Below are 22,971 nucleotides of genomic sequence, written 5' to 3' on the forward strand. Positions count from 1 at the left end.
CCCTTCGAGGTCCGTTCTCGTCATGCGGCCACGCCACCCCCTTAACGGACATCTTCCGTCCCCGTGCGCCTACGCATACACCTGCCTGGTCCAACCCGAACGGAGTAACCATGCGCAACGACGCCCAGGGAGCACCGCCCGGGCAGCCGGAGGCCTCCTCCCGGCTCCCCGGGCCCCTCACCGATCGCAAGGGAGTCGCCGCCGACGTCGGCGCCTCGCTCGTGGTCTTCCTGGTCGCCGTCCCCCTGTCGTTGGGGATCGCCGTCGCCTCCGGCGCCCCCTTGATCGCCGGCATCATCGCCGCCGTCGTCGGCGGCATCGTAGCCGGATTGGTCGGCGGATCAATGGTCCAGGTCAGCGGCCCGGCCGCGGGCCTGACCATCATCGTGGCCGACCTGATCATGACCTACGGCTGGCGGGTCACCTGCCTGATCACCCTGCTCGCCGGGCTGGTCCAACTCGCCCTGGGGGCCTTCCGCATCGCACGGGCCGCCCTCGCCGTCTCTCCCGCCGTCGTGCACGGCATGCTCGCGGGGGTGGGCGTCACCATCGCCCTCGCCCAGCTGCACGTGGTGCTCGGCGGGTCCCCACAGAGCTCAGCCCTCGCCAACATCACCGACCTACCGCAGCAGATCGCGCAGAACCACACCGCCGCCGTAGCGGTCGGTGTCATCACCATCGCGATCATGTTCGGTTGGAACCGGCTACCCGCCATCGGTAGGGTCCGGCCCGGCATGATCCCCGCCGCGCTGGTGGCAGTGGGTACCGCCACCGCCATCGCCACCACCGGGCGCTGGGAGGTGGAGACCGTCCAGCTACCGGCCTCGCTCTCGGAGGCCTGGAACGGACCGATGCTGCCCGAATCCGGACAGTGGCACGGCATCGCCCTCGCCGTGGCCGCCGTCGCCATGGTCGCCAGCGTGGAGTCGCTGCTGGCCGCGATCGCGGTCGACCGCCTGCACAGCGGCCGCAGGGTCATGCTCAACCGGGAGCTGTGCGGCCAGGGGGCGGCCAACACCGTCAGCGGAGCACTCGGGGGCCTTCCGGTCGCCGGTGTGATCGTGCGCAGTACCGCCAACGTGCGTGCCGGCGCCACCAGCCCGCTCTCCACGGTCCTGCACGGCGTCTGGATCCTGCTGTTCGTCGCCTTCTTCGCCCACGTGGTCGAGCTGATCCCGATGGCTGCCCTGGCCGCGCTGCTGGTGTTCATCGGCGTGCAGATGGTGTCGCTCGCCCACTTGCGGAACCTGAGCCGCCACCACGAGGCCAGCGTCTACCTGGTGACTCTGTGCGGTGTGGTATTCCTCGGCCTGTTGGAAGGGGTGTTCATCGGGTTCGCGCTGGCGATGATCGTCTCGCTGCGCCGCCTGACCAAACTCACCGTGGTCACCGAGGAGCGCAACGGCCGGGTGCACGTCACCGTGCACGGCTCGCTCACCTTCCTCGGTGTCCCCCGGCTCGCGCACGTGCTGCGCACCATCCCCGCGGGCGCCAAGGTCGACCTCGACCTGTACGTGGACTTCATGGACCATGCGGCCTTCGAGGCCATCCACGCCTGGCGTATGGACCACGAGCGCACCGGCGGCAGCGTGGACATCGACGAGGTGCACGAGAACTGGTACGCGCGCAGTTCCACCAGCTCAGCGCCGGCGGCCAAGACTATCCCCAAAGGCCGCTGGTGGGCCCCCTGGGCGATGCGCCGCAAGGAGTGGGAGAGCCCTTCGCGGTCGAGCGGGGCCGGACAAGGTGTCAATCCCCTTGGGTTGCTCACGGCGGGGGCCCACGAATACCACTCGAGCACGACGGACCGGATGCGTTCGGTGATGAGCCGGCTCTCGCACGGCCAGCACCCCACCGCCCTGTTCATCACCTGCGCGGATTCACGCGTAGTTCCGAACCTGATCACCGCCAGCGGCCCGGGAGACCTGTTCACCCTGCGCAACGTGGGCAACCTGGTTCCACCCCACGACAGCTCTGACGGTTCGGCCGGTGCCGCCGTCGAGTACGCAGTGAGTGTCCTCCGGGTGCCCTCGATCGTGGTCTGCGGCCACTCGCACTGCGGCGCCATGCAGGCCCTGTCCGAGAAGACGCACGAGGGGCCGGAGGAGGTAACGACGGCACACATCCGCCGCTGGCTCGCCAACGGCGAGGGGAGCCTGATCCGGGCGGGCACGGACTCGGGTGCCCTGGCCGGGCTGCCCGCGTCGGAGTCCCTTCGGCGGCTGGCCCAGGCCAACGTCGTGGAACAGCTCGGCAACCTCATGGGGTACCCGGCCGTTCGCGAACGGGTGGAGTCGGGTGAGCTGACGCTGTCCGGAATGTACTACGACCTGGAGACGGCCAGGGTGCACCTGCTGGACGCCGAGACCGGGGAGTTCACCCCGGTGCAGGGCGTCCAGGACGTCTCGGACCCGGTGCCGAGCCCTCGATCGGGCGCAGTGGAGGGTCAGCCTTTGGACGAGTCGTCGTCTGGAGCGTCGTCACGGCCGTCCTGCTGAACGCCTGAGGCCTGGTACGCGGCGAGCATGATGATCACCACGATCGCCAGGATCGGCAGGCCGAAGAGGACCACCCAGAAGCCGGTGGAGTCGAACAAGAGTCACCCATTCCCGTGAACGCGGATGCCCGTTGGGCCGCCGACCCCGGATACGTCGGCCCGCGGGCGTTCGCGTTCCGGCAGTCACCCGGGGTCCGGAACGCAGGGCCAATCTACCGGTGTCCCGGGGCGCCGAGCCATCACCGGCAGGCTGTACCGCCGTACCCGCAGCTCATCTGCTGCCCAAGGCCGGTCCCGGCCAACACTCGGCAGCGGACGCTCCGCAGCGGACGCTTCCCTATTCCGGCGGGGACAGGCAGAATCCGGCCATGCTGAGCATCGGATCCGTGGTGATGGGTGTCTCGGACGTGGAGCGCGCGTGCGACTTCTGGAGCAGTGCGCTCGGGTACGTACCGCGGGAGGAACCCGAGGAGGATTGGGTGGTCCTGGTCCCACCCGAGGGCCGCCCCGGGGTCCGTGTCTCGCTGGGCGTCAGCGAGACCCCGCTCCAGGAGCGCCCGAGGGTCCACTTGGACCTGTACGCGGGAGACAAAGCCGATCAGGCGGCCGAAGTCGAACGGCTGGTGGCTCTGGGCGCGCACCGCGTCGAATGGGACCAGTACCCGGAGGGTGCCGACTTCGTGGTGCTCGCCGACCCCGACGGCAACCGCTTCTGCGTCATCGCCACGGTCCAGGCCTGAGCCCGCTGTCTGGGCCTGCTGTCTGAGCCTGCTGTCTGAGCCTGCTCAAGGCTGGGGCTGGGGCTGGGGCTGGAGCGGGGGCGGGGGCTGGAGCGGGGGCGGGGGTGGCCAAGGGTGACTTTGGTTGGGTTGGGTTGGGTTGGGTCGAAATGTGTGGTCTGGGGTGGCTACTGAGGGGGCTTAGCTGTTGGTACAGGCTCCCTGTCGGTTAGAAGGTTCCCTCCTTTCCCGCCGCCCGATTGTGGCCGTCTCCGCTACGCGCCTCAAGGTCGTCGCCATCGAGCGCTTCGCGCATCAACGGCGCTCCACCTTGACCCGCTCCGCTACGACGGCAGGTTGGCGGCTATCGGGAAAGGGGGACGGGTGGTCGAGGCCCATGCCGGGTCGGCCTGGCGGCCGATGCCTGCCCCTGCGCCGGAGCGTTGACGGGTCGGGTGTCGCGGCTGGTCATTCTCTGCTGCGGACCCCGAACAGCACGGCCTGCGGCCGGTGGTCCACTCCGCCGGAGCGTTGACGGGTCGGGTGTCGCGGCCGGTCATGGTGTGCAGCGAACCCCTCGGGAGGGTGCCGGGATACCAGGGCATCGGGGCGTGGGGGCGTGGGGCGGTAGGGCCTTGGCGGGCGGTTACCGCTCCTCAGGTGTGGGGGGCTGGCTCTGGGTCCCCGTCCGGGTCCTTGCCCCCACCCTTGTCTTTGTTGTTGTTCCGGTTGCGGTGGGAGGGGCGGCCCTGCCAGATGGACTGCTCGGGGTTGGTCTCCCTGCGGTACTTCAACCGGTTGTGGTCCGAGCACAACGGCTGGATGTTGTCCGCGCTCGTCGACCCGCCGGCCGAGAAGCTCCTCTTGTGGTCGGCCTCGGAGCCGCTGGCCGGGGTGTTGCACCCCTGGTACCAGGCGCAGGTGGTGTGACCGAACATCCCCGCGTCCCGCAGAGCACCCGTGGCATCGCGCTGGGTACGGCCCACGTCCAACACCGTCTCCCCCTTCGGGGCGGTGATCATCCGACGCAGCACACTATTGGGGGCCAGGGCACGGATCGCGGCCATGGACAGCACCTGCCCATCCTGCGTGGTGGCCGGGCCAGCTGGCTTGCCCTCACCCTCAGCTTGGAGGCCGAGGAAGGTGGGCAGAGGCACCATGATGTTGATCATCGCCACCGCAGAACGCCTGCGACCCTTGCCGCCCTTGCCGCCCTTACCCTCAGCGCCCTCGCTGTTCTCGGCGCCCTCGCTGGGGGTGGTGGGGTCGGTGGGGTGGGAGGCGGACCGCACCAGGTTCATGAACGCGTCATACATCCGCTCCGAAGCCGACACGTGCAACCGGTCCTCATCGAAGGGCGGCATGTACGCCTTCAGCACACACTTCAAGATCTCAGCGTCCAAGGCCGTGCCCCAGGCCTCAAACAGGTGAGTGCCATCAAAGGTGCGCAACAAACGCGCACCCCTGGCCTCGAAGGCGGCCTGGTGCTCCTCCTCCAACACCGCCGGGTTGTGCCGGGCCAGCAGCTCCTTACCCAGCCGGTTGATGTCGGTCACCGACATCGCCGGCTCCTTGGCCTTGGCGGCCAAGATCCCGGCCTCGATGATCCGCCGAAACCTACCAGCGTCCGGGTGGTGCTCGGTGTTGCGCGCCTCCACCGCCCTGTCAGCGGCCCGGCACACCGCCACCGCCTCCCCAATCGACAGCAACCCGGAGTCCAGGCCCTGGCGGGTGGCGGGCAGCTCCTGGGCGAACAGGCGCCGGGCCAGCTCGGCCCGCCCGTTGGCCTCCCCCGGGGCCATACCCACCGAGTGGATCAGCCAGTTCTGCACCGACCGCTGCCCACCCGCCTCCAACAACGTCCCGGCCGCCTCCAGCTGCGCCAGGCGCAGCAGCATCGCAAGCTGGGCCCGGTCGAAGTCCTCGAACACCTGCGAGATCACGTCCAGGACCTCACCGGCCGCACCCGCCGGGGGCACGTCCGCCATTTCCGAGGTGATCTTTTCCCGGGCAGCGCGCATTGCGGCCACGGCGGGAGTAGTGACCGCCGTGTTCCCGCACTGCCCGAAAGAAGAAGTCATACCACTAAGGATATCAAGAAAGACCCAGAAAAGACCTATCTCGGCGGTGATAAAACACTTACCCGGGCACCCTAACCCGCCTTTCCTTCCCCCGGAAAGAAGCCATACAGGAAAGGGGCCCCTGCCCCCCTTCCTGTATTCTTGGGCAAATCGGACAAATGCGGGCCTGAATGGGAATGATCTTGCCCCTGTCTCCACTCTCGACGGCCGAGGGTGGAGACAGGGGCAAGATCATCGGGGTTTTCGCTGGGCGCATTGACCGGCCGCGACACCGCCAGGCGTCAACGCTCCGGCGCAGTGGCCCACCCGGCCGCCAGGCCGCGCCGTTCGGGGTCCGCCGCACACCATGACCAGCCGCGACACCCGACCCGGCGACGCTCCGGCGCAGGGACAGGCATCGGCCGCCAGGCCGACGCAGTTATCGGGCGAAGCCCGAGTATTTCCGCTCGGGCCTCAACCACGCGCCCCCCTTTCCCGATAGACGCCAACCCGCCGTCGCAGCGAAGCGGGTCAAGGTGGAGCGCCAATGACGCGCGAAGCGCTCGATGGCGACGACCTTGACGCGCGTAGCGGAGACGGCCACAATCGGGCGGCGGGAAAGGAGGGCGAACCAAGCCCACAGGAAAGCCTAGATCACATGCAGCCTGATGGGCATATCAGAAAGGGGGAGCCCTCAAGGATTCCTCAAGGAGCCCAAAGGTCACCTAGGCGATGCCTGGCGCACTAGCAAACCGAACTACAATCCCCTCAAGACAATTTGGTCCGGGTTCGGTCGGAGCCCGCCGAGTTTCGGGAGAGATCACTTCTTCGGCCTCGGGTGTACGGGCACAGGAAGAGTCACTTTGTGAATTGACTCTGCCCCATTGTCGCATCCGCGCGCAGCTGACCGCTCGTCATCTTGATGTGCCCTCGCAGCGGCCGAACTCCTGTGTCCATCGCGAGACGCTAAGGGACACCAGAGACAGCAGGAGTATGCAGAAGAGGGAGTCGGCCGGTAAGCCGGATTCTGTCGGTCCGAAGACCGGGCGGTCATCCATCTGGGGCCGCCGTTGCCGACGGCCTCGGTGCGGTCTACCCGCGGACTCGGGCGGGCCGCCCTCGAACATCCGCGCGGGAACCCGAAGGTTCCCTTTTTGACCTTGCTCCGGGTGGGGTTTACCAAGCCGTCCGGATCACTCCGGCCGCTGGTGGTCTCTTACACCACCGTTTCACCCTTACCACCGCAAGCGGTGGCGGTCTGTTTTCTGTGGCACTTTCCCGCGGGTCGCCCCGGGTCGGTGTTACCGACCACCCTGCCCTGTGGAGTCCGGACTTTCCTCGAACCCGCGCTGGGCGCGGGGCCGCGACCGCCTGGCCGACTCCCCCTCTGCGGGTCAGTCTACCGGTCCGCGCGAAGTCTCCCGGTCCAGATGGGCGGTGTCGTTGAGGGAGCGCACCACTTGGGGCCCGTCCGCGTAGCAGTCCACCTCGGTCAGGCACGCGGTGTCCAGGTGCATCCGGTACAGCGCGCCGACCGGGGCCAGCATCGCCTGTTGGACGACGACCTTGATCGGGGTGACGTGGCTGACCACCAGGACACGGCGACCCGGGTGGCGTTCGAGGAGGGCCTCGCGGGCCTTGCCCACGCGGCGGGACACCTCGGCGAAGCTCTCGCCGCCGGGCGGGCCCGTCTCGGGGTCGGCCAGCCAGCGGCTGACCTGATCGGGAGCACGCTCCCGGGCCTCCGCGAAGGTCAGCCCTTCCCAGTCACCGAAGTCGGTCTCCACGAAACCCTCGTCGGTCTCCATGGGCAGGCCCAGGAGCCGCGCCGAGTACTCGGCAGTCTGCCGGGTGCGCAACAGCGGTGAGGAGACCACCGCGTCGAACCCCCACCCGGCGAGGCGGCGCGCGGCCGCCTCCGCCTGGGCGTGGCCCTCATCGGTGAGCGGGATGTCACCGCGCCCGGCGAAGCGGCGTTCGACGGACAGCGGTGTCTGACCGTGCCTCAGCAGAACCAGCCGGGTCGGCTCGGTGTCCGGCGCACCCCAGCCCTTGCTCATTCGGAAGCGGGGGTGTTGAGTCCCGACTCCTCGGTGCGCACCAGGATGCGACGGCAGTCGTCGCAGCGCACAACCTCGTCAGCGGCGGTGGCGCGGATCTCGTTGAGTTCCATGGTGCTCAAGGCGAGCTTGCAGCCGTTGCAGCGGCCGTAGCGCAACGGGGCAGCAGCCACACCGTCGTACTGAACGCGCAGCTTGTCGTACAGGGCGAGCAGATCGTCGGGGACCTCGCCGGCAACCCGCTCGCGGTCCTGGGTAGCGCGGGTGCGGTCCCACTGGATCTCGGCGGCGGCGGTGTCGCGGCGCGCCGTGACCTCGGTGAACTTCGCGACGGCGGTTTCACGCTCCTCGGTCAGGCGTGCGACGTCGGAGCTGACCGCCTCGGCCTGCTCCATCACCTCGAGGACGATCTCCTCCAGCTCCGTCTGGCGACGGCCCAGCGACTCGATCTCGGCCTGCAGATTCTGCTGCTCCTTGGCGTTGGTGACCTGCCCCGACTCCAGGCGCTTGGTGTCCCGGTCGGCGCGGGTACGCACCTGGTCGACGTCGCTCTCGGCCTTGCGCTGGTGACGGGCCACATCGGAGGCCTTGGTCTGGGCGGAGATGAGCTCGGCGTCGAGAGCGTCGACGCTCTCCTTGAGCTCGGCGGCCTCGGCGATCTCGGGCAGGCTCTGGAGACGGTGGTCCAGACGCTGGAGCTGAGTGTCCAGCTCCTGGAGGTCGAGCAGTCTGGCCTGAGCGGCGGGTTCGGCTTTCACTTGGGGTCTCCTGGGAATCGCGGTTGGGAGGCCGGGGAGGCCGCCCGCGCCCTGTGCAGTTGTGGTCTTCGAGCAGGTGGTACACGTGCTCTGCACGTGCCTGGTCTACACGTGCTGGAAGGTCCGTGACCAGGCATCCGTCACGGCGGTCGACACGCGGATCTCCACGTTAGCCCCCTTGGGGCCTCCCGCGCGCCCGAGTGCGTCGTTCAGTTGGTTCGCACCGTCGGCCAGCCACGGCCACTCACTGGCGAAGTGCGCGGTGTCGATGAGCGCCGGGCCGCCGGGTTCCTCCACGAACTCCGACGCGGGGTGGTGGCGCAGATCGGAAGTGACGTAGACGTCCACGTCGGCGGCCCGGGCCGCGCCGAGCAGGGAGTCACCCGCTCCCCCGGAGACAGCGACAGTGGTGATGAGGCGGTCGAGGTCCCCGGCCACGCGGATACCGCCCGCGGTCGCGGGCAGTCCCTGGGCCACCCGGTCGGCGAAGTCGCGCAGGACGAGCGGCTCAGCCAGCTCGCCGATACGGCCGATGCCACGTCGGCCTTCGGGGTCGGTGGTGTCCGGCTCCAGCGGGCGCAGCTGCCCGGTGAGGCCGACCGCGCGGGCCAGGGCGTCGGAGACCCCGGGCGCGGCGGTGTCGGCGTTGGTGTGCGCGGTGTACAGAGCCACGCCGGAACGGATCAGCCGGTGCACGATCCGGCCCTTGGGGGTATGGGCGGCCACGCTGGTGACCCCGCGCAGCATCAGCGGGTGGTGGGTGATGATGAGGTCGGCGCCCCACGTCACGGCCTCGTCGACGACGGCGTCCACCGGGTCGACCGCGAACAGGATCTTCTCGACCGGCTGTACGGGGTCCCCGCAGACCAGGCCGACCGCGTCCCAGGAGGCCGCCCACTGCGGCGGATAGACCTCCTCGAAGGCGGCGGTGACGTCGGACAGGGCGGCTGGCTGCGCGGTCGAGGTGCTCACGGGGCGAGACTAACGCGCCACTCCCCCGAGCGTGAAAACGCGCGCCTTCACCGGCTGATCCGGGCGGCCACCGTGGTGAGGCGCTCCCGTACTTCGGCCGGGGCGTCGAGGGTGAACGCGGAACCCAGGGACAGGACCACCGCCGTGTACTGGCAGACCAGGTCCAGGGAGTCGGCGCTGACCCGGACCTCGCAGCGGTCGGGGCCCAACGAAGCGATCCGGCCGGGCAGCGGTCCGTACAACCGGCCGCGAACCTCCTCCTCGGGCAGGTCCAGGCACACCGTCACCGTGTGGCGGTACGTGCCCTGGGCGAAGAGCCGGGTGAGGAAGGTGGCGGGGTCGGGGGCGGGCAGCTCCCTGGGCTCGAACCGCCCGTGGGTGGGCCTGGGGTCGTGGAGCCGGTCCACACGGAAGGTCCGCCAGGCGTCGCGGTCCGTGTCGTGCGCGAGCAGGTACCAGTGGCCGCCGTGGGAGACCAGGTGGTGGGGTTCGACGCGGCGCTCGCTGAGTTTCCCGGAGCGGTCCCGGTAGGCGAAGTCGGTGACCGCCCGGCCGCGGCTGCTCGCGGCCAGCACTCCCAGGACCAAGGGATCGGCGCCGGGGGTGTCGGGGTGGGGAACGGCGGACGCCGAGGCGCTCACCGCGGCGAGCCGGGGACGCAACCGCGCGGGCAGGACCCGTTCGAGTTTGGCCAGGGCCCGCAGCGCGCTCTCCTCGACCCCGGTGGCGGTGGCCAGGGCGAGCGCGATCGCGACCGCCTCCTCGTCGTCCAGCAGCAGCGGCGGCAGGTCGCGGCCGGAGACCAGCCGGTAGCCCCCGGCCGCGCCCGGGGTTCCCGCCACCCGGTAGTCGAGGTCGCGCAGGCGTTCGACGTCGCGGCGCAGGGTGCGGGCGCTGACTCCGAGGCGCTCGGTGAGCTCGCCGCCGCTCCACTCGCGCCGAGCCTGGAGCAGGGACAGCAGGCGCAGCAGCCGCTGCGGCATAGTCCCTCGTACCGATTCCGCGCTCATAGTTCCATGCTGCCAGCCATTGCGGCCGACTCGTGGCCGCAAAGCTTCCTACGGTGGCCGCATGAACGAGACCAAGCGAGCAGCAACGACCGCGACCGCGGCGGAGACCGACGTCATGACGGAACTGCGTGCACGGGTGACCGGCCCGGTGCACGCCCCCGGAAGCGAGGGCCATGAGCGGGGCCGCTCGGGGATGCAACTGCTGGACCGGCACGAACCCGACGCCGTGGTCGAGGCAGCCACCGCCGAGGACGTGCGCGCCGCCGTGGCGGTCGCCGCCGATCACGGCCTGACCGTTGCGGCCCAGCGCACCGGGCACGGGCACGGCGCCGGGATGCGCGGAGGAATCGTGGTGGACACCCGAAACCTCTCTCAGGTGCAGGTCGACCCTGAACGGCGCACCGCGCGGATCGGGGCCGGGGCCACCTGGCAGGACGTGATCGACGCCGCGGCCGCCTACGGGCTGGCGCCGCTCTCGGGCAGCGCGCCGGGGGTGGGCGCGGTCTCCTACACCTTGGGCGGGGGTCTGAGCCTGATGGCACGCCGGTACGGGTACGCCGCCGACCACGTCCGCGGCATCGACCTGATCACCGCGGACGGGGGCCACCGCCGGGTGGACGCCGACAGCGCCCCGGACCTCTTCTGGGCGCTGCGCGGTGGCGGGAGTTCGTTCGGTCTGGTCACGGGGATGGAGTTCGACCTGTTCCCGGTGGCGCGCCTGTACGGCGGCAGCCTCTTCCTGGACGCGACCGACCACCCGGACGTGCTGGAGACGTGGCGCCGGTGGGCCGAGGGCACCCCCGAAGAACTGACGTCGGGCGTGTCCGCCCTGGTCTACCCGGACGCGGCAGGCGTGCCCGAACCCATGCGCGGACGCCTGATCGTCCAGGTCTCCCTGGCCTGGTCCGGTCCTCCGGAGGACGGCCCAGCGGTTGCGGCGCCGCTGCGTGCCGCCGCCCCGGTGCTCATGGACACCCTGCGCGAACTCCCCTACACCGAGTCCGGAACGGTCTTCGACGAGCACGACGACCAGGCCGGCTTCCATGGCGAGGCGCTCCTCGTGGAATCCGTGGCGCCGGGTGCCCTCACCGAACTCGCCCGGCTGGTGGCGGCCGAGCGCCCGTTCATGAGCGTGGTCTGGCTGCGCCACCTGGGCGGCGCCCTGGCCCGGCCGCCCGAGGTCCCGAACGCCGTGGGCCACCGGGCGGCCGCGCACGCCCTGAGCGTGCTCACCTTCATCGACCCCGAGGGGCCGGGTGACACCACCGCCATGGCTGACATGCGCGCCGGGGTGGCGGAGCTCTTCGCGCCGCACACGCTGGGCCGCTCCGCCAACCTGAGCTTCGGCCCGGTGACCGGGGACGAGGTGGGCGCCATGTACGAACCCGAGACCCTGCGGAGGCTGTCGGAGATCCGGGACCGGGTCGACCCGCACCGCCGGATCCACTCCAACCGCCCCCTCCCGCCGGCTGCCTGACTCCCACCGGTGGCTCAGCTTGCCCCCGGGCCGTGCGCCGCCTAACGTTCGGGCACTGCCGACCGGTACTTACGACCGGCGCTGCCGACGAAAGCGGGTGCGCGCGACATGCAGGACACGAGGATCGAACTCCGCGGGCGCGAAGTCGCCTACACCGACATCGGCGACCCGGACGGCACCCCCGTGCTGTTCTTCCACGGGGCGCCGATGAGCCGGTGGAACCTCGTGGACCAGGACGAACGGTTCGCCGAGGCCGGGCTCCGCGTCGTCTCACCCGACCGGCCGGGGTACGGCGGCTCCGCTCCCGCCCCCGGCCGCGTGCTCACCGACTGGGCCGCCGACACCGAAGCGCTCGCGGACGCGCTCGGGTTCGACCGCTTCCTGGTGGGCGCGCACTCCTCCGGCGGTCCGTACGGGGTGGTGGTCGCCGCTTCCCTGCCCGACCGGGTGATCGGCACGGTCCTCGTGGCCGGGGTGACCGACTTCGCGTGGCCGCGGGCGTGGGACGGTTTCGTCGAACACGAGGCCGCACTCATGCGCCTGCCCGACGAGAAGGCCGCCCTGGAACACGGTGTGCGGGCCTTCGGCCCGGACGGGTCCCGGATGCGTGAGGTCGATGGCGGTTCGCGCTGGCCGGAGCCGGACCGGGAGCTGTTCGCCCACCAGTACGTCCCCTGGCTGGCCTCGGCCAGCAAGGAGGCCTTCCGGCAGGGGGTGGGCGGCTACACCCAGGACGCCTGGGTGCAGGGACGCCCGTGGGACTTCGACCTCGACGGGGTCGCGGCGCCGGTCCTGGCCGTCCACGGGGCCGACGACACGGTGGTGCCGCTCGCGCACTCCCGCCACACCACGGACCTGGTCCCCGGGGCGGAGCTGCGCGTGCTACCCGGGCACGGGCACGTCACGGTGCTGTGGGAGCTGCCCGGCCTGCTCACCGAACTCCGCAACCGCCCCTGAGTTCCACTCGCCCGCCCGGAACCGCCCTGTGGACACCGGCACGCCTCAGCGGCTCCGCCAGCAGTCTAGAGTTGGTGGGCGATGAACAATACTGAGCAGCAGCGGCCCCACACCCCGGTCGGAGCACACGTGCCCGTGGCGGGCGGCATGGCCACCAAGGGCCTGGCCTACGCCGAGAAGATCGGCGCCGAGACCGTCCAGGTGTTCGTGTCCAACCCGCGCGGCTGGGCGACCAACGGCGGCGACCCGGCGCAGGACGCGCAGATGCGCGAGCGCACCGATCTGCCCGTGTTCGTGCACGCCCCGTACCTGATCAACCCGGGTACCCCCAACGAGGAGACCGCCGCCAAGTCCATCACCTCGATGGAGCACGCCCTGCGCCGCAGCGCGGAGATCGGCGCGCTGGGCGCGGTCATGCACACCGGCTCGGCCGTCTCGGGCACCCGCGAGGACGGGCTGGCCCGCGCCAGCGAGCGCCTGCTGCCGATGCTGGAGCGGCTGGGCGAGGACGTGCCCCCGCTGCTGCTGGAACCGATGGCCGGTCAGGGCCAGGTCCTGTGTGCCACCGTCGACGACCTCGTCCCCTACTTCGAGGCCCTGGACTGGCACCCGAACGTGGGCGTGTGCCTGGACACCGCGCACCTGTTCGCGGCCGGGCACGACATCTCCACCGTCGAGGGCATGCGCGAGGCGCTGGACCGCTTCGGTGAGGTGGTAGGCGCCGACCGGCTCAAGCTGGTCCACGGCAACGACTCCAAGGAGCCGTGCGGGAGCAACAAGGACCGGCACGAGAACATCGGCGCGGGCCACATCGGCGCGGAGCCGTTCGCGGAGCTGTTCCGCCATCCGGTGACCGCCGGGATCCCCATCACCTTGGAGACCCCGGGGCCGGAGGGTCCGCACGCCGAGGACGTGGCCACCCTCAAGAAGCTGCGCTCCGAGGCCTGAGCCGCGGGCCGGCGCGCTGATCACCCTCCGGGAGAGGGCACGTCACGTGCCCGGAGCGGGCTCGGCAGCCAACCGGGCGGCGGCATTGTCGGCCAGCCGCGCGGTCTCGGTGATGATGCCCCGGAAGAGGAAGGTGACCAAGAGGATCAGCGCGCCGCCGACGATGTAGGGCAGGGCCAGGTCGACGCGGCCGAGCAGGCCGCCGAGGAGCGCGCCAACGGGGGTCAGACCCCAGCCGACCGTCTTGCTGACGCCGTTGATGCGGCCGCGCACCTCGTCCGGGACCACCGTCTGGAAGTAGAGGCTGCCAGCGACGTTGGACACGACGATGAAGAACCCGACCCCGGTCAGGGTGAGGAAGGCGAGGTAGGGGCCGCCGACGAGGGCCGTGGTCACCAGGCACAGGCCGAACCCCGTGTAGCCGCCGATGACCACGGCACGCCGTCCGACCCGGCGCAGGAGCCGGGCAGCCGCCAGGGAGCCTATGACCCCGCCGACCGCGCTGGAGAGCAGGAAGACGCCGAAGAGGGCGGCGGGCACGCCGAGGTCGTTCTGGGCGTAGAGCACCAGTACGGCCGAGGACATGTTGATGCCGCACATTGTTCCGGCGTTGCAGAGCATGTTTCCCCGCAGGATCCGGTCGGTGAAGACCAAGCGGAAACCCTCCCCCAGTGCTCGGATGAAGCCCTCCGTACTCTCGGCGGGTTCCGCTCCCTCCTGGTGCACGGGGCCGGGGCTGCGCCACACCAGCGGGATGGTGCACAGCAGCACGGCGCACAGCGCATAGGACCCGGCGATCCCCAGGAGCGGCGCGGCCGCACCGGCGGCGAACAGGAACCCGGCAACGGGTTTGCCCAGGCAGTCCTGGGCGACCGTGCGGCCGCCCTCCACCCGGCTGTTGGCCCGGTCCAGGAGCCGGGCGGGGACCAGTTGGACGACGGTGATGCGGCTGGCCGGGTCGGTGACGGTCTCGCAGGCGATGACCAGGAACATCGCCGCGTACAGCACCCAGATGGAGAGGTGTCCACCGAACAGCGCGCCTGCCAGGGCGACCATGGTCAGCGTCGCGACCGTGTTGGACACGACCATGGCGCGCATGCGGTGCACCCGGTCGATGAGCAGGCCGGAGATCGGGGCCAGCAGCAGCCAGGGCAGGAAGCGGGTGGCGGTCAGCCCGGCGACCAGGAGCGGGTCCTGGGTGAGGGTGGCGGCGATCAGCGGTAAGGCCACGAGGATCATGCCGTCGGCGAGGTTGGTGAAGACCCCGGCGCCCCAGAAGCGGTAGAAGGTGGCGCTCAGGCGCCGGTCCCGGGTAGCGGATTCTGTGGTGGCAGGGGCGGGTGCGGTGGTCAAGGGGGGCTCCTGAAGGGGGGTGGGGTGTTCAGGGGACTTACCGGTCGGCGGGGGCATCGCCGTCGTCGGCACTCTCCGTGCTCCCGGCGCTCTCGGTGGCGCCGGTGGTCCCGTCCCCGGCTGTTTCGGGGAGGTTGGGGAAGAGGTCGGTCTGGAGCTCGACCGGCTCGGTGTCGGGCCACTCCTCGGCGGTGCGCCCCTGGTAGGGCAGCAGCCGCTCCCGGACGAAGGCCATGAGCTCCTGGGCGAACTCGCGGGTCTCCTCCGGGGTCATCCGCATGCGCAAGACCGAGTCCTGGGAGGCGGCGCTCCAGCGCTGCACGGAGGGTGACTCCGGCTGTTCGCGCGCGAGCGCGTTCCACCGCTCGACGCGTTCCCGCCGGGTCCGGTAGTAGCGGCCCAGGACGATGTCTGCGGCTTCCCGGGTGGCGGGGCTGCGCCGCATCTCGCCACCGCGCATGTGCCAGCCGCCGGGGCGCACCCGCCACCAGCGGTCACGGCTTCCGGTCCGGCCGGTATCGGCCACGACGAACCCGAACCGAGCGAGCTGGCGCAGGTGGTAGCTGGTGGATCCGCTGCTCTCCCCCAGGCGCTTGCCCAGGATGGTGGCGGTCGCGGGCCCGTGCTCGGAGAGTTCGTCCAGGATCCGGGCGCGCAGCGGGTGGGCCAGCCCCCGCAGCGCTTCGCCCTCGACCTCCAGGGATTCGGTCGGCCGGTCGGTCGGTTCGTCTGCTTCGCTCATACCGGCACCGTACTCCAAAGACTTCTTTGCAAAAATACCTTTGCAGAAATTTCTTGGGGAAATCGTCGGCACCGCGTACCAGCCCCGGGAAACCCCACGCCCCGCAGCCCTCTCTCATGGGCGACAATGGGCAACAATGGCCCCGGACCCGTGCTGCCGCGGGCCCAAGGACAGACGGAAAGGTGTGACCGCATGGATCCGATCTCCATGGTCATAGGTGTGGCGATCGCGGCCGGCGGCTTCTTCGCGGGCAAGTTCACCGCCACACGACAAGCCAGGCGGGAGCTCCAACAGCACCAGAAAACGCACAAGGCAGTGGGAAAAGGGCAAGCGAGCCCCCAACCGGTGTGCGGCTGCGGCCACAACCTGGTCTTCCACGACAGGGAGACCAAGCGGTGCCAGACCCAGGTCGTCATCCCCGGACGCTGGACCGGGCAGCACGACTCGACCTACCGCCAGTGCATGTGCCAGGGGTACCGCGGACCGGTCCCGGTGGACGAGTACTACGCCCCGGACTTCCTCGACGGCGAGAACTCCTGACACCGCCACGACCCCTTTTCCAAGGGCCTCCCGCGCGTGTCCAGGTCAGCCTCGGGACCGAGCACGCGGCAACGTGCGGGACCCTGGGATCGCGGACCGCGACGCGCTGCGGTGACAACATCCGTGTGCGCCGCGAGAATGTCCGCGCACCGAACAGCCAGAGAGTGGACGTTAACCAGTGACGACGCCTGTGACACCCACGATCGACCAGCGCATCGCAGAAGAACTCGGCGTGGGCGCGCACCAGGTCAGTGCCGCCGTCGAGATGCTCGACGGCGGGTCGACCGTGCCCTTCATCGCCCGGTACCGCAAGGAGGCGACCGGCGCGTTGGACGACGCCCAGCTGCGTGCCCTCGAGGAACGCCTGCGTTACCTGCGTGAACTGGCCGAACGCCGGAGCGCGATCCTGGAGTCGATCCGTTCCCAGGGCAAGTTGGACGACGAGCTGGAGGCCCGCATCAACGCGGCCGACTCCAAGGCCCGTCTTGAGGACATCTACCTCCCCTACAAGCCCAAGCGCCGCACCAAGGCGCAGATCGCCCGCGAGGCCGGCCTCGAACCGCTCGCCGAGGGCCTGTTCGGGGACCCGAACCAGGACCCGCAGGAGATCGCCGCCTCCTACGTGGACGCCGACAAGGGCGTCGCCGACGTCAAGGCCGCCCTGGACGGGGCCCGCGCGATCCTGGTCGAGCGCTTCGCCGAGGACGCCGACCTCACCGGCACCCTGCGCGAGCGGCTGTGGGAGAAGGGTCGCCTGGGCTCGGCGGTCCGCGAGGGCAAGGAGGAGGCCGGCGCCAAGTTCGCCGACTACTTCGACTTCTCCGAGCCCCTCACCGCGCTCCCCTCGCACCGCGTCCTCGCCATGTACCGGGGCGAGAAGGAGGAGGTCCTCACGCTGAACCTGGTGCCGGAGGAGGCGCCCGAGGCAGGCGCCGACGGCACCGTGCCGCGCAGCAGCTACGAGAACGCGATCGCCTCGCACTTCGAGGTCGTGGACCGGGGCCGCCCCGCCGACCGCTGGCTGCAGGACACCGTGCGCTGGGCCTGGCGCACCCGCATCCTGGTCCGGCTGGACATCGACGTGCGCATGCGGCTGTGGCAGCAGGCCGAGGACGACGGCGTCAACGTCTTCGGCGCGAACTTGCGCGACCTGCTCCTGGCCGCTCCCGCCGGAAGCCGGTCCACCCTGGGCCTGGACCCGGGTCTGCGCACCGGGGTGAAGGTCGCCGTCACCGACCCCACCGGCAAGGTGGTGGCCACCGACACCGTCTTCCCACACGCGCCGCGCCGCGACTGGGACGGTTCGATCGACCGTCTGGCCAGGCTGTGCGCCGCACACGACGTGGAGCTGGTCGCCATCGGCAACGGCACCGCCTCCCGTGAGACCGACAAGCTGGCGGGCGACCTGATCAAGCGCCACCCCGAGCTCAAGCTCACCAAGGTGATGGTCTCGGAGGCGGGCGCGTCGGTCTACTCCGCCTCGGCCTACGCCTCCGAGGAGCTGCCCGACCTGGACGTGTCCCTGCGCGGCGCCGCCTCCATCGCGCGCCGGCTGCAGGATCCGCTGGCCGAGCTGGTCAAGATCGACCCCAAGTCGATCGGTGTGGGCCAATACCAGCACGATCTGGCTGAGGCCAAGCTGTCGCGTTCGCTGGACGCGGTGGTCGAGGACTGTGTGAACGGTGTGGGCGTGGACGTCAACACCGCCTCGGTGCCGCTGCTGACCCGGGTCTCGGGTGTGACGTCGACGCTGGCGCGCAACATCGTCTCCCACCGTGACGCCAACGGCCCCTTTCGGACCCGGGACTCTCTGCGCGCGGTCCCGCGACTGGGCCCGAAGGCGTTCGAGCAGTGCGCGGGATTCCTGCGCGTGCCGAACGGCGACGACCCCCTGGACGCCTCCGCGGTGCACCCCGAGGCCTACCCGGTGGTGCGGCGCATCCTGGACCGGGTCGGCACCGATCTGCCGTCGCTGATCGGTGACAAGAAGGCGCTGTCCAAGGTCCGTCCCGAGGACTTCGTCGACGAGACCTTCGGCCTGCCGACCGTGACCGACATCCTCAGCGAGCTGGACAAGCCCGGCCGCGACCCGCGCCCGGCCTTCACCACCGCCACCTTCAAGGAGGGCGTGGAGAAGCTGGACGACCTGGAGCAGGGCATGATCCTGGAGGGCGTGGTCACCAACGTGGCCGCCTTCGGGGCCTTCGTGGACGTGGGTGTGCACCAGGACGGCCTGGTGCACGTGTCGGCGCTCTCCCGCAAGTTCGTGGAGGACCCGCGCGACATCGTCAAGCCGGGTGACATCGTCAAGGTCAAGGTGCAGGACGTGGACATCCCGCGCAAGCGCATCTCGCTGACCATGCGCCTGGACGACGAGGCACCCGCCCAGGGCGGCGGCCGTGGTGAGCGCGGCGGCCGTGGTGGCCAAGGCGGTGGCGGCGGCCGCGGCGGTGACCAGCGTCGCGGCAGCGGCAGCGGCGGCGGTGGCCGCAAGGGCAGCGGCGGCCGCGGTGGGCGCGAGGGCGCTCCGGCCTCGGGCGCCATGGCTGACGCCCTGCGCCGAGCGGGCCTGGGCAAGTAGGGGCCCGGGGACTCAGCAGACCACCGAGGCACAAGAGAGGGGTCCCGCCGACCGGGACCCCTCTCTCACGTCCGCGAGGCCCGGGTCACTCCTTGGAACCCGAGGACATCTGCGATCGCACGAAGTGGCGCTGGAAGAAGATGTAGACCGCCAGGACCGGCAGCATGGCCAGCGTGGCGAGCGCAAGTTTGAGCGGGAACTCCTGCGCCCCGCCGATGGGTCCGGCGGTCAGCCGGGCCAGGCCCAGGTTGAGCGTCTCGTACTTGGGGTCGGAGGTGGCCACGAGGAAGTGCGTGAACTCGTTCCACGAGGCCTGGAACGACAGGATCGTCACGGTGATGAGCGCGGGGCGCACCAGAGGCAGGACCACCCGCCAGTAGACGGCGAAGACCCCGGCCCCGTCGATACGCGCGGCCTCCTCCAGATCGCGCGGCACCTGCTCGAAGGCGGTCTTGAGCAGCAGGATGCCGACCGCGTCGAAGAGCAGCGGCAGGATCATGCCCCAATAGCTGTCGTACATGTCCAGCTGGCGCAACACCAGGTAACGCGGGATGAGCAGGACCACACCGGGGACCGCCATCACCGCGATGACCAGGGCATTGACCAGCGCGCGCCCGGTGAAGCGCAGCCGGGCCAGGGCGTAGGCGATGAGGCTGTCCAGCAACAGCCTGCCCAGCGTCACCGAGACCGTCACGAAGAACGAGTTGCCGAGCCACCGGGCGATCGGCATCTCCAGGACCGTGTCCAGCCCGAAGGCTTTGCGCCAGGCCTGGAGGGAGAACGGGTCGGCGATCAGGGAGAGCGGGGCCTGGGCGGCGTCGGGATCGGTCTTGAACGAGTTGGCGAACTGGACGGCGAAGGGCCCGAGGTACAGCACAGTGCCCAGGGCGAGCACGGCGTACCCGAACACGAACACGGGCCAGCGGGGCGACGTTCTCATGGGCGCTCCCTACCGATCCAGCGCTGGACGAGGGTCAGCGAGACGATGATCGCGAACAGGACGAAGGCGACGGCCGCCCCGGCCCCGAAGTCGCCGTCGGTGAAGCTGGTGACATAGGAGAGGAAAGCCGGGGTCAGCGTGGTCTTGGCGGGCGCACCTTGGGACATGATGTACACCTGGTCGAACACCTGCCAGCTGCCGATCAGGGCCAGCGTCATCACCAGGGTCACGCTGCGGCGCATCAGCGGCAGGGTGACGTGGCGGAAGCGCTGCCAGGCATTGGCACCGTCGATGCGTGCGGCCTCCTCGACCGACTCCGGGATGTTCTGCAGCCCGGCCAGGAAGAACAGCATGAAGGTCCCGGAGGTGGCCCAGGTGGTGAGCGAGATAATCGCGCACATGGCCACCGACGGGCCCGAGATCCACTCCCACAGCGGCAGGCCGCCCATGGTGGTGTCGGCCAACCAGGCGGGCGGGGCGTCAGGGTCCAGCCCTGCGGAGCCGAGCACGATGTGCACCAGCCCCCGGGAGTCGGTGAACCAGTTGGGGCCCTCCACCCCGGCCACGGCCAGCGCCTGGTTGATCGCCCCGGTGCCCTGGAACAGGAACAGGAAGGTGATGCTGATCGCCACGGAGCTGGTGATGCTCGGGAAGTAGAAGATGGTGCGGAAGAACGAGCGCCCTCGCAGCAGCCGGTTGTTGACCACCAGCGCCAGACCGAAGGACAGGGCGGTCACCAAGGGCACGTTGATGAGGACGTAGTAGAGGGTGTTGCGGACGCTGATCATGAAGTCGCGGCGCAGCAGCGTGTCCTCGGCCAGCAGCGCGCGATAGTTGTCGGCGCCCACGACGTCCTGGCCCGGGGCGAGGGGGTCGGACTGGCCGTCCCAGTCGAGCACGCTCACCCACAGCGCCATGGCGATGGGCGCGGCGACGAAGACCAGGAGCAGGGTCAGGGCGGGGGCAGTGAAGAGCCACCCCGCCCGTTCCTGACCGGCGTGGATCGGACTGGCGCGCCGACGGGCGACAGAGGTGATGGAAGGCCTCACGGAACGGCTACTCCTGCGCCAGGGCGGCCTCGCCGTCCGCCTGGAGGCGGTCGAGGACCTGTTCGGGGGTCGCGGTTCCGGCGACCATGCCCTGCAGGTTCGTGTCGAACTCGCGCATGACCGACCCGAACCCGGGTTCGGGTACGGGGCCGCGGGCGACGTCGACGCCGGAGTGGAAGGCACTCATGTGCGGGAACTGCTCGGCGGTCCAGTCGGCCAGGCTCGCGCGGGAGGGTGCGACGCCGAAGGCCTCGGCGAAGGCCTGCTGCTGGTCGGCGCTGGTCAGGTACTCGACCAGGTCGACGGCTTCGTCGTGCAGACCGCTGGCCTCGGCCACGCCCCAGCAGTTGCTGAACACGGTAGTGGCCTCGCCGTCCGGCCCCGCTGGGGCGGCCACGGCCTGCCACTCCAGGTCGGGGTAGTCGTTGTCGAAACCTCCCGCGACCCAGCCGCCGTCGATGATCATGGCGGCGTCGCCCATACCGAGGGCCTCGGAACCGGACTGGGCACCGATGTCGGTGACGAACGCGAAGTTCCCGTCGTCGATGTTGCCGTCCAGGTACTCCAGTGCCGTCAGGTTCTCGGGGGCGTCGGCGGTGACCTCCTCGCCGTCGTCGTCGAGGAACCAGCCCCCGGCCTGCTGCATGAAGGTGCCCACCGCGTGGTACTCGCCGCTCAGGGCCAGTCCGACCCGGCCGTCGCCGCTCAGCTCGTCGGCGGTTTCTTCCAGTTCCTCCCAGGTGGTCGGGACGTCGTCGTCGCCGAGCCCGGCCTCCTCCCAGGCCTGGGTGTCGATGACCAGGGCGTGGGAGTTGTGGTCCTTGGGCAGGCAGTACAGCTCGTCGTCCAAGGTGTAGGTGTCCAGCAGGGCCGGGTGGAAGTCGTCTGCGTCCTCGACCTGGTCGCCGTAGGCGTACAGCGAGCCTCCCTCGGCGAACTGTCCGACCTGGTCCGGGCCGAGGTAGAACACGTCGGGCGGGTTGCCGCCGCTGAAGCCCTGCACCAGCTGCTGGTCGAGGTCGTGCGCGGGCACCGCTTCAGCGGGGGTACCGCTCTCGTCGGACCAAGCCGCGACCGCTTCCTGCACCGCGGCGGTCTCGGCCTCACCGGAGGAGCCGAACATGAGGGTCAGCTCACCGCCGCCGTCATCGTCATAGCCGCTGCCGCAGCCAGTGGCCAGTAGCAGGGCGGCACCGGCGCCGAGCGCGCCGAGGGTGTTTCGCGTCATCAGTGGCTCACTTCCTAGGGTTTCGGGGGAAGGGGTTCGGGTCGGGAGCTGGTGCGCACCACGAGCTTGGGGCGCAGCAGGGTCTGGCGCGGGGACGTGTCGGAGCGGTGGTCCAAGCGGGCCAGGACCAGGTCGACAACGCCTCGGCCGATCTCGTGGATCGGCTGTCGCAGTGTGGTGAGCTCGACTCCGGGAAGGGCGGCGGCTGGCAGGTCGTCGAAACCCACGACGGCGACGTCGCGGCCGGGGGTGAGTCCCCGCTGGGCCAGTGCGCCGAGGGCACCCAGGGCGAGCATGTCGCTGGCGCACACCAGGGCGGTGGGTGCCTCCGGGCGGTCGAGCAGGTCGAGGGCGGCACGGGTACCGTCGTGCACGCTGTTCTCGGCTTGGGCGCTGGGTCCCTCGGGCAGGTCGGCCGTGTCCAAGGCCGCGGCCCATCCGGCGCGGCGGTCGTCACCGACGCCGGAGCCGGCTTCCCAGCCGACGAAGCCGATGCGGCGGTGGCCCAGGGTGTGGAGGTGCTCGACTGCCTCGCGTGTGCCCGCGGCGCCGTCGACGTCGACCCAGTCCCCGTGTTCGGGGTCGGACCAGGACCGGCCGAAGGCGGCGAAGGGGACGTCCTGTTCGCTCAGCCACTGTTGGCGGACGTCTCCCTTGACCGTGTCGGCCAGGACGAAGCCGTCCACGGCGTGCTGGGCGATGAGGCGCTCGTAGGCGGGCAGGCCCTCGGCCCCGGAGGGCGCTGTGAACAGCAGGACGTGGTAGCCGTGTTCCCCGGCGGCTTCGGTGACGGCGTGCAGGAAGCGGTCCATGACGCCGTGTGCGTCGGGCTGGGGCCAGACGCAGTAGCCGAGCATGCGGGAGGCGCTGGTGCGCAGTGAGCGCGCCACCCGGTTCGGCTCGTAGTCCAGGTCCCGGATGGCCGCCTCGACCCGTTCCCTGGTCCGGGGGCGGACACGTTCGGGTGCGTTGATGACGTTGGAGACGGTCTGTCGGGAGACCCCGGCGGCCTCGGCGACACTGGCCACCGTCGCGGAGCGCTTGTTGTTCAACCCGATGCCCTTCCATGGTTTCGTCGAC

Annotated in this window: 19 protein-coding genes and 1 other RNA gene; 7 read left to right on the forward strand and 13 right to left on the reverse strand. The window is 70.4% G+C overall.

Features of this window, described 5'->3' with window-relative positions; all coding sequences use genetic code 11:
- The first annotated feature begins 110 nt into the window (after nucleotides 1–110).
- Nucleotides 111–2,498, forward strand: a complete 2,388-nt coding sequence (locus ACYVDG_RS20735) for a SulP family inorganic anion transporter (RefSeq protein ID WP_460755792.1) — start codon at nucleotides 111–113, stop codon at nucleotides 2,496–2,498.
- On the opposite strand, the gene ACYVDG_RS20740 is transcribed toward ACYVDG_RS20735, so the two are convergent.
- Entirely contained in the window at nucleotides 2,447–2,596 is a 150-nt protein-coding gene (locus ACYVDG_RS20740; RefSeq protein ID WP_460755797.1) for a hypothetical protein, read from the reverse strand. The genes ACYVDG_RS20735 and ACYVDG_RS20740 overlap by 52 nt on opposite strands.
- 269 nt (nucleotides 2,597–2,865) lie before the next feature.
- Here ACYVDG_RS20740 and ACYVDG_RS20745 point away from each other — a divergent pair, with 269 nt between their 5' ends.
- Entirely contained in the window at nucleotides 2,866–3,237 is a 372-nt protein-coding gene (locus ACYVDG_RS20745; protein WP_460755800.1) for a VOC family protein, read from the forward strand.
- Nucleotides 3,238–3,872: 635 nt separating this feature from the next.
- On the opposite strand, the gene ACYVDG_RS20750 is transcribed toward ACYVDG_RS20745, so the two are convergent.
- From ACYVDG_RS20750 to ACYVDG_RS20775, 6 genes are all read right to left on the reverse strand, one after another.
- Complete coding sequence (locus tag ACYVDG_RS20750) at nucleotides 3,873–5,297, reverse strand: HNH endonuclease signature motif containing protein (RefSeq protein ID WP_460755805.1); 1,425 nt, start codon at nucleotides 5,295–5,297, stop codon at nucleotides 3,873–3,875.
- Between the two features lie 979 nt (nucleotides 5,298–6,276).
- Nucleotides 6,277–6,659, reverse strand: an RNA gene (gene rnpB, locus ACYVDG_RS20755) — RNase P RNA component class A.
- A gap of 11 nt (nucleotides 6,660–6,670) precedes the next feature.
- Nucleotides 6,671–7,336: a histidine phosphatase family protein gene (locus ACYVDG_RS20760; RefSeq protein ID WP_460755810.1), complete on the reverse strand. Its 666-nt coding sequence runs from the start codon at nucleotides 7,334–7,336 to the stop codon at nucleotides 6,671–6,673.
- Nucleotides 7,333–8,094, reverse strand: coding sequence for a zinc ribbon domain-containing protein (locus ACYVDG_RS20765; RefSeq protein ID WP_460755813.1), 762 nt, complete (start codon nucleotides 8,092–8,094; stop codon nucleotides 7,333–7,335). Before ACYVDG_RS20765 ends, ACYVDG_RS20760 begins: the two co-directional genes overlap by 4 nt.
- Before the next feature lie 105 nt (nucleotides 8,095–8,199).
- Nucleotides 8,200–9,066, reverse strand: a complete 867-nt coding sequence (locus ACYVDG_RS20770; protein ID WP_460755816.1) for a Nif3-like dinuclear metal center hexameric protein — start codon at nucleotides 9,064–9,066, stop codon at nucleotides 8,200–8,202.
- A gap of 47 nt (nucleotides 9,067–9,113) precedes the next feature.
- Nucleotides 9,114–10,076, reverse strand: coding sequence for a helix-turn-helix transcriptional regulator (locus ACYVDG_RS20775; RefSeq protein ID WP_460755820.1), 963 nt, complete (start codon nucleotides 10,074–10,076; stop codon nucleotides 9,114–9,116).
- A 61-nt stretch (nucleotides 10,077–10,137) separates the two neighbouring features.
- Between ACYVDG_RS20775 and ACYVDG_RS20780 the strand changes: the two genes are divergently transcribed.
- The 3 genes from ACYVDG_RS20780 to ACYVDG_RS20790 all read left to right on the forward strand — a co-directional run bounded on the left by ACYVDG_RS20780 (nucleotide 10,138) and on the right by ACYVDG_RS20790 (nucleotide 13,458).
- A complete protein-coding gene (locus tag ACYVDG_RS20780) occupies nucleotides 10,138–11,553 on the forward strand; it encodes an FAD-binding oxidoreductase (RefSeq protein ID WP_460755824.1) in 1,416 nt (471 codons plus the stop codon).
- Between the two features lie 108 nt (nucleotides 11,554–11,661).
- Nucleotides 11,662–12,510, forward strand: coding sequence for an alpha/beta fold hydrolase (locus ACYVDG_RS20785; RefSeq protein WP_460755827.1), 849 nt, complete (start codon nucleotides 11,662–11,664; stop codon nucleotides 12,508–12,510).
- Nucleotides 12,511–12,591: 81 nt separating this feature from the next.
- Nucleotides 12,592–13,458: a deoxyribonuclease IV gene (locus tag ACYVDG_RS20790; protein ID WP_460755830.1), complete on the forward strand. Its 867-nt coding sequence runs from the start codon at nucleotides 12,592–12,594 to the stop codon at nucleotides 13,456–13,458.
- 42 nt (nucleotides 13,459–13,500) lie between these two features.
- On the opposite strand, the gene ACYVDG_RS20795 is transcribed toward ACYVDG_RS20790, so the two are convergent.
- A complete protein-coding gene (locus tag ACYVDG_RS20795) occupies nucleotides 13,501–14,811 on the reverse strand; it encodes an MFS transporter (RefSeq protein ID WP_460755833.1) in 1,311 nt (436 codons plus the stop codon).
- A 37-nt stretch (nucleotides 14,812–14,848) separates the two neighbouring features.
- Entirely contained in the window at nucleotides 14,849–15,553 is a 705-nt protein-coding gene (locus ACYVDG_RS20800; protein ID WP_460755836.1) for a winged helix-turn-helix domain-containing protein, read from the reverse strand.
- A 192-nt stretch (nucleotides 15,554–15,745) separates the two neighbouring features.
- Here ACYVDG_RS20800 and ACYVDG_RS20805 point away from each other — a divergent pair, with 192 nt between their 5' ends.
- Both ACYVDG_RS20805 and ACYVDG_RS20810 read left to right on the forward strand, forming a co-directional pair.
- A complete protein-coding gene (locus ACYVDG_RS20805; protein WP_460755839.1) occupies nucleotides 15,746–16,093 on the forward strand; it encodes a hypothetical protein in 348 nt (115 codons plus the stop codon).
- A 190-nt stretch (nucleotides 16,094–16,283) separates the two neighbouring features.
- Nucleotides 16,284–18,674 (forward strand): Tex family protein, encoded by a 2,391-nt coding sequence (locus tag ACYVDG_RS20810; RefSeq protein WP_460755841.1) that lies wholly within the window; start codon nucleotides 16,284–16,286, stop codon nucleotides 18,672–18,674.
- Nucleotides 18,675–18,759: 85 nt separating this feature from the next.
- On the opposite strand, the gene ACYVDG_RS20815 is transcribed toward ACYVDG_RS20810, so the two are convergent.
- Genes ACYVDG_RS20815 through ACYVDG_RS20830 form a run of 4 tightly spaced genes read right to left on the reverse strand, consistent with a single transcriptional unit; the run spans nucleotide 18,760 to nucleotide 22,943 of the window.
- Entirely contained in the window at nucleotides 18,760–19,614 is an 855-nt protein-coding gene (locus ACYVDG_RS20815; protein WP_460755846.1) for a carbohydrate ABC transporter permease, read from the reverse strand.
- Nucleotides 19,611–20,663, reverse strand: a complete 1,053-nt coding sequence (locus ACYVDG_RS20820; RefSeq protein ID WP_460755851.1) for a carbohydrate ABC transporter permease — start codon at nucleotides 20,661–20,663, stop codon at nucleotides 19,611–19,613. Before ACYVDG_RS20820 ends, ACYVDG_RS20815 begins: the two co-directional genes overlap by 4 nt.
- 7 nt (nucleotides 20,664–20,670) lie before the next feature.
- A complete protein-coding gene (locus ACYVDG_RS20825) occupies nucleotides 20,671–21,891 on the reverse strand; it encodes a sugar ABC transporter substrate-binding protein (protein WP_460755855.1) in 1,221 nt (406 codons plus the stop codon).
- Nucleotides 21,892–21,905: 14 nt separating this feature from the next.
- Nucleotides 21,906–22,943: a LacI family DNA-binding transcriptional regulator gene (locus ACYVDG_RS20830; RefSeq protein WP_460755860.1), complete on the reverse strand. Its 1,038-nt coding sequence runs from the start codon at nucleotides 22,941–22,943 to the stop codon at nucleotides 21,906–21,908.
- Nucleotides 22,944–22,971: the final 28 nt, after the last annotated feature.

Source organism: Nocardiopsis oceani, from assembly GCF_054777395.1.

Coding starts and splice junctions, on each gene's coding strand:
- ACYVDG_RS20745 (WP_460755800.1), top strand. CDS start 2,866: ATGCTGAGCATCGGATCCGTGGTGATGGGTGTCTCGGACGTGGAGCGC.
- ACYVDG_RS20750 (WP_460755805.1), bottom strand. CDS start 5,297: ATGACTTCTTCTTTCGGGCAGTGCGGGAACACGGCGGTCACTACTCCC.
- ACYVDG_RS20825 (WP_460755855.1), bottom strand. CDS start 21,891: ATGACGCGAAACACCCTCGGCGCGCTCGGCGCCGGTGCCGCCCTGCTA.
- ACYVDG_RS20805 (WP_460755839.1), top strand. CDS start 15,746: ATGGATCCGATCTCCATGGTCATAGGTGTGGCGATCGCGGCCGGCGGC.
- ACYVDG_RS20785 (WP_460755827.1), top strand. CDS start 11,662: ATGCAGGACACGAGGATCGAACTCCGCGGGCGCGAAGTCGCCTACACC.
- ACYVDG_RS20780 (WP_460755824.1), top strand. CDS start 10,138: ATGAACGAGACCAAGCGAGCAGCAACGACCGCGACCGCGGCGGAGACC.
- ACYVDG_RS20735 (WP_460755792.1), top strand. CDS start 111: ATGCGCAACGACGCCCAGGGAGCACCGCCCGGGCAGCCGGAGGCCTCC.
- ACYVDG_RS20790 (WP_460755830.1), top strand. CDS start 12,592: ATGAACAATACTGAGCAGCAGCGGCCCCACACCCCGGTCGGAGCACAC.
- ACYVDG_RS20815 (WP_460755846.1), bottom strand. CDS start 19,614: ATGAGAACGTCGCCCCGCTGGCCCGTGTTCGTGTTCGGGTACGCCGTG.
- ACYVDG_RS20760 (WP_460755810.1), bottom strand. CDS start 7,336: ATGAGCAAGGGCTGGGGTGCGCCGGACACCGAGCCGACCCGGCTGGTT.
- ACYVDG_RS20775 (WP_460755820.1), bottom strand. CDS start 10,076: ATGAGCGCGGAATCGGTACGAGGGACTATGCCGCAGCGGCTGCTGCGC.
- ACYVDG_RS20800 (WP_460755836.1), bottom strand. CDS start 15,553: ATGAGCGAAGCAGACGAACCGACCGACCGGCCGACCGAATCCCTGGAG.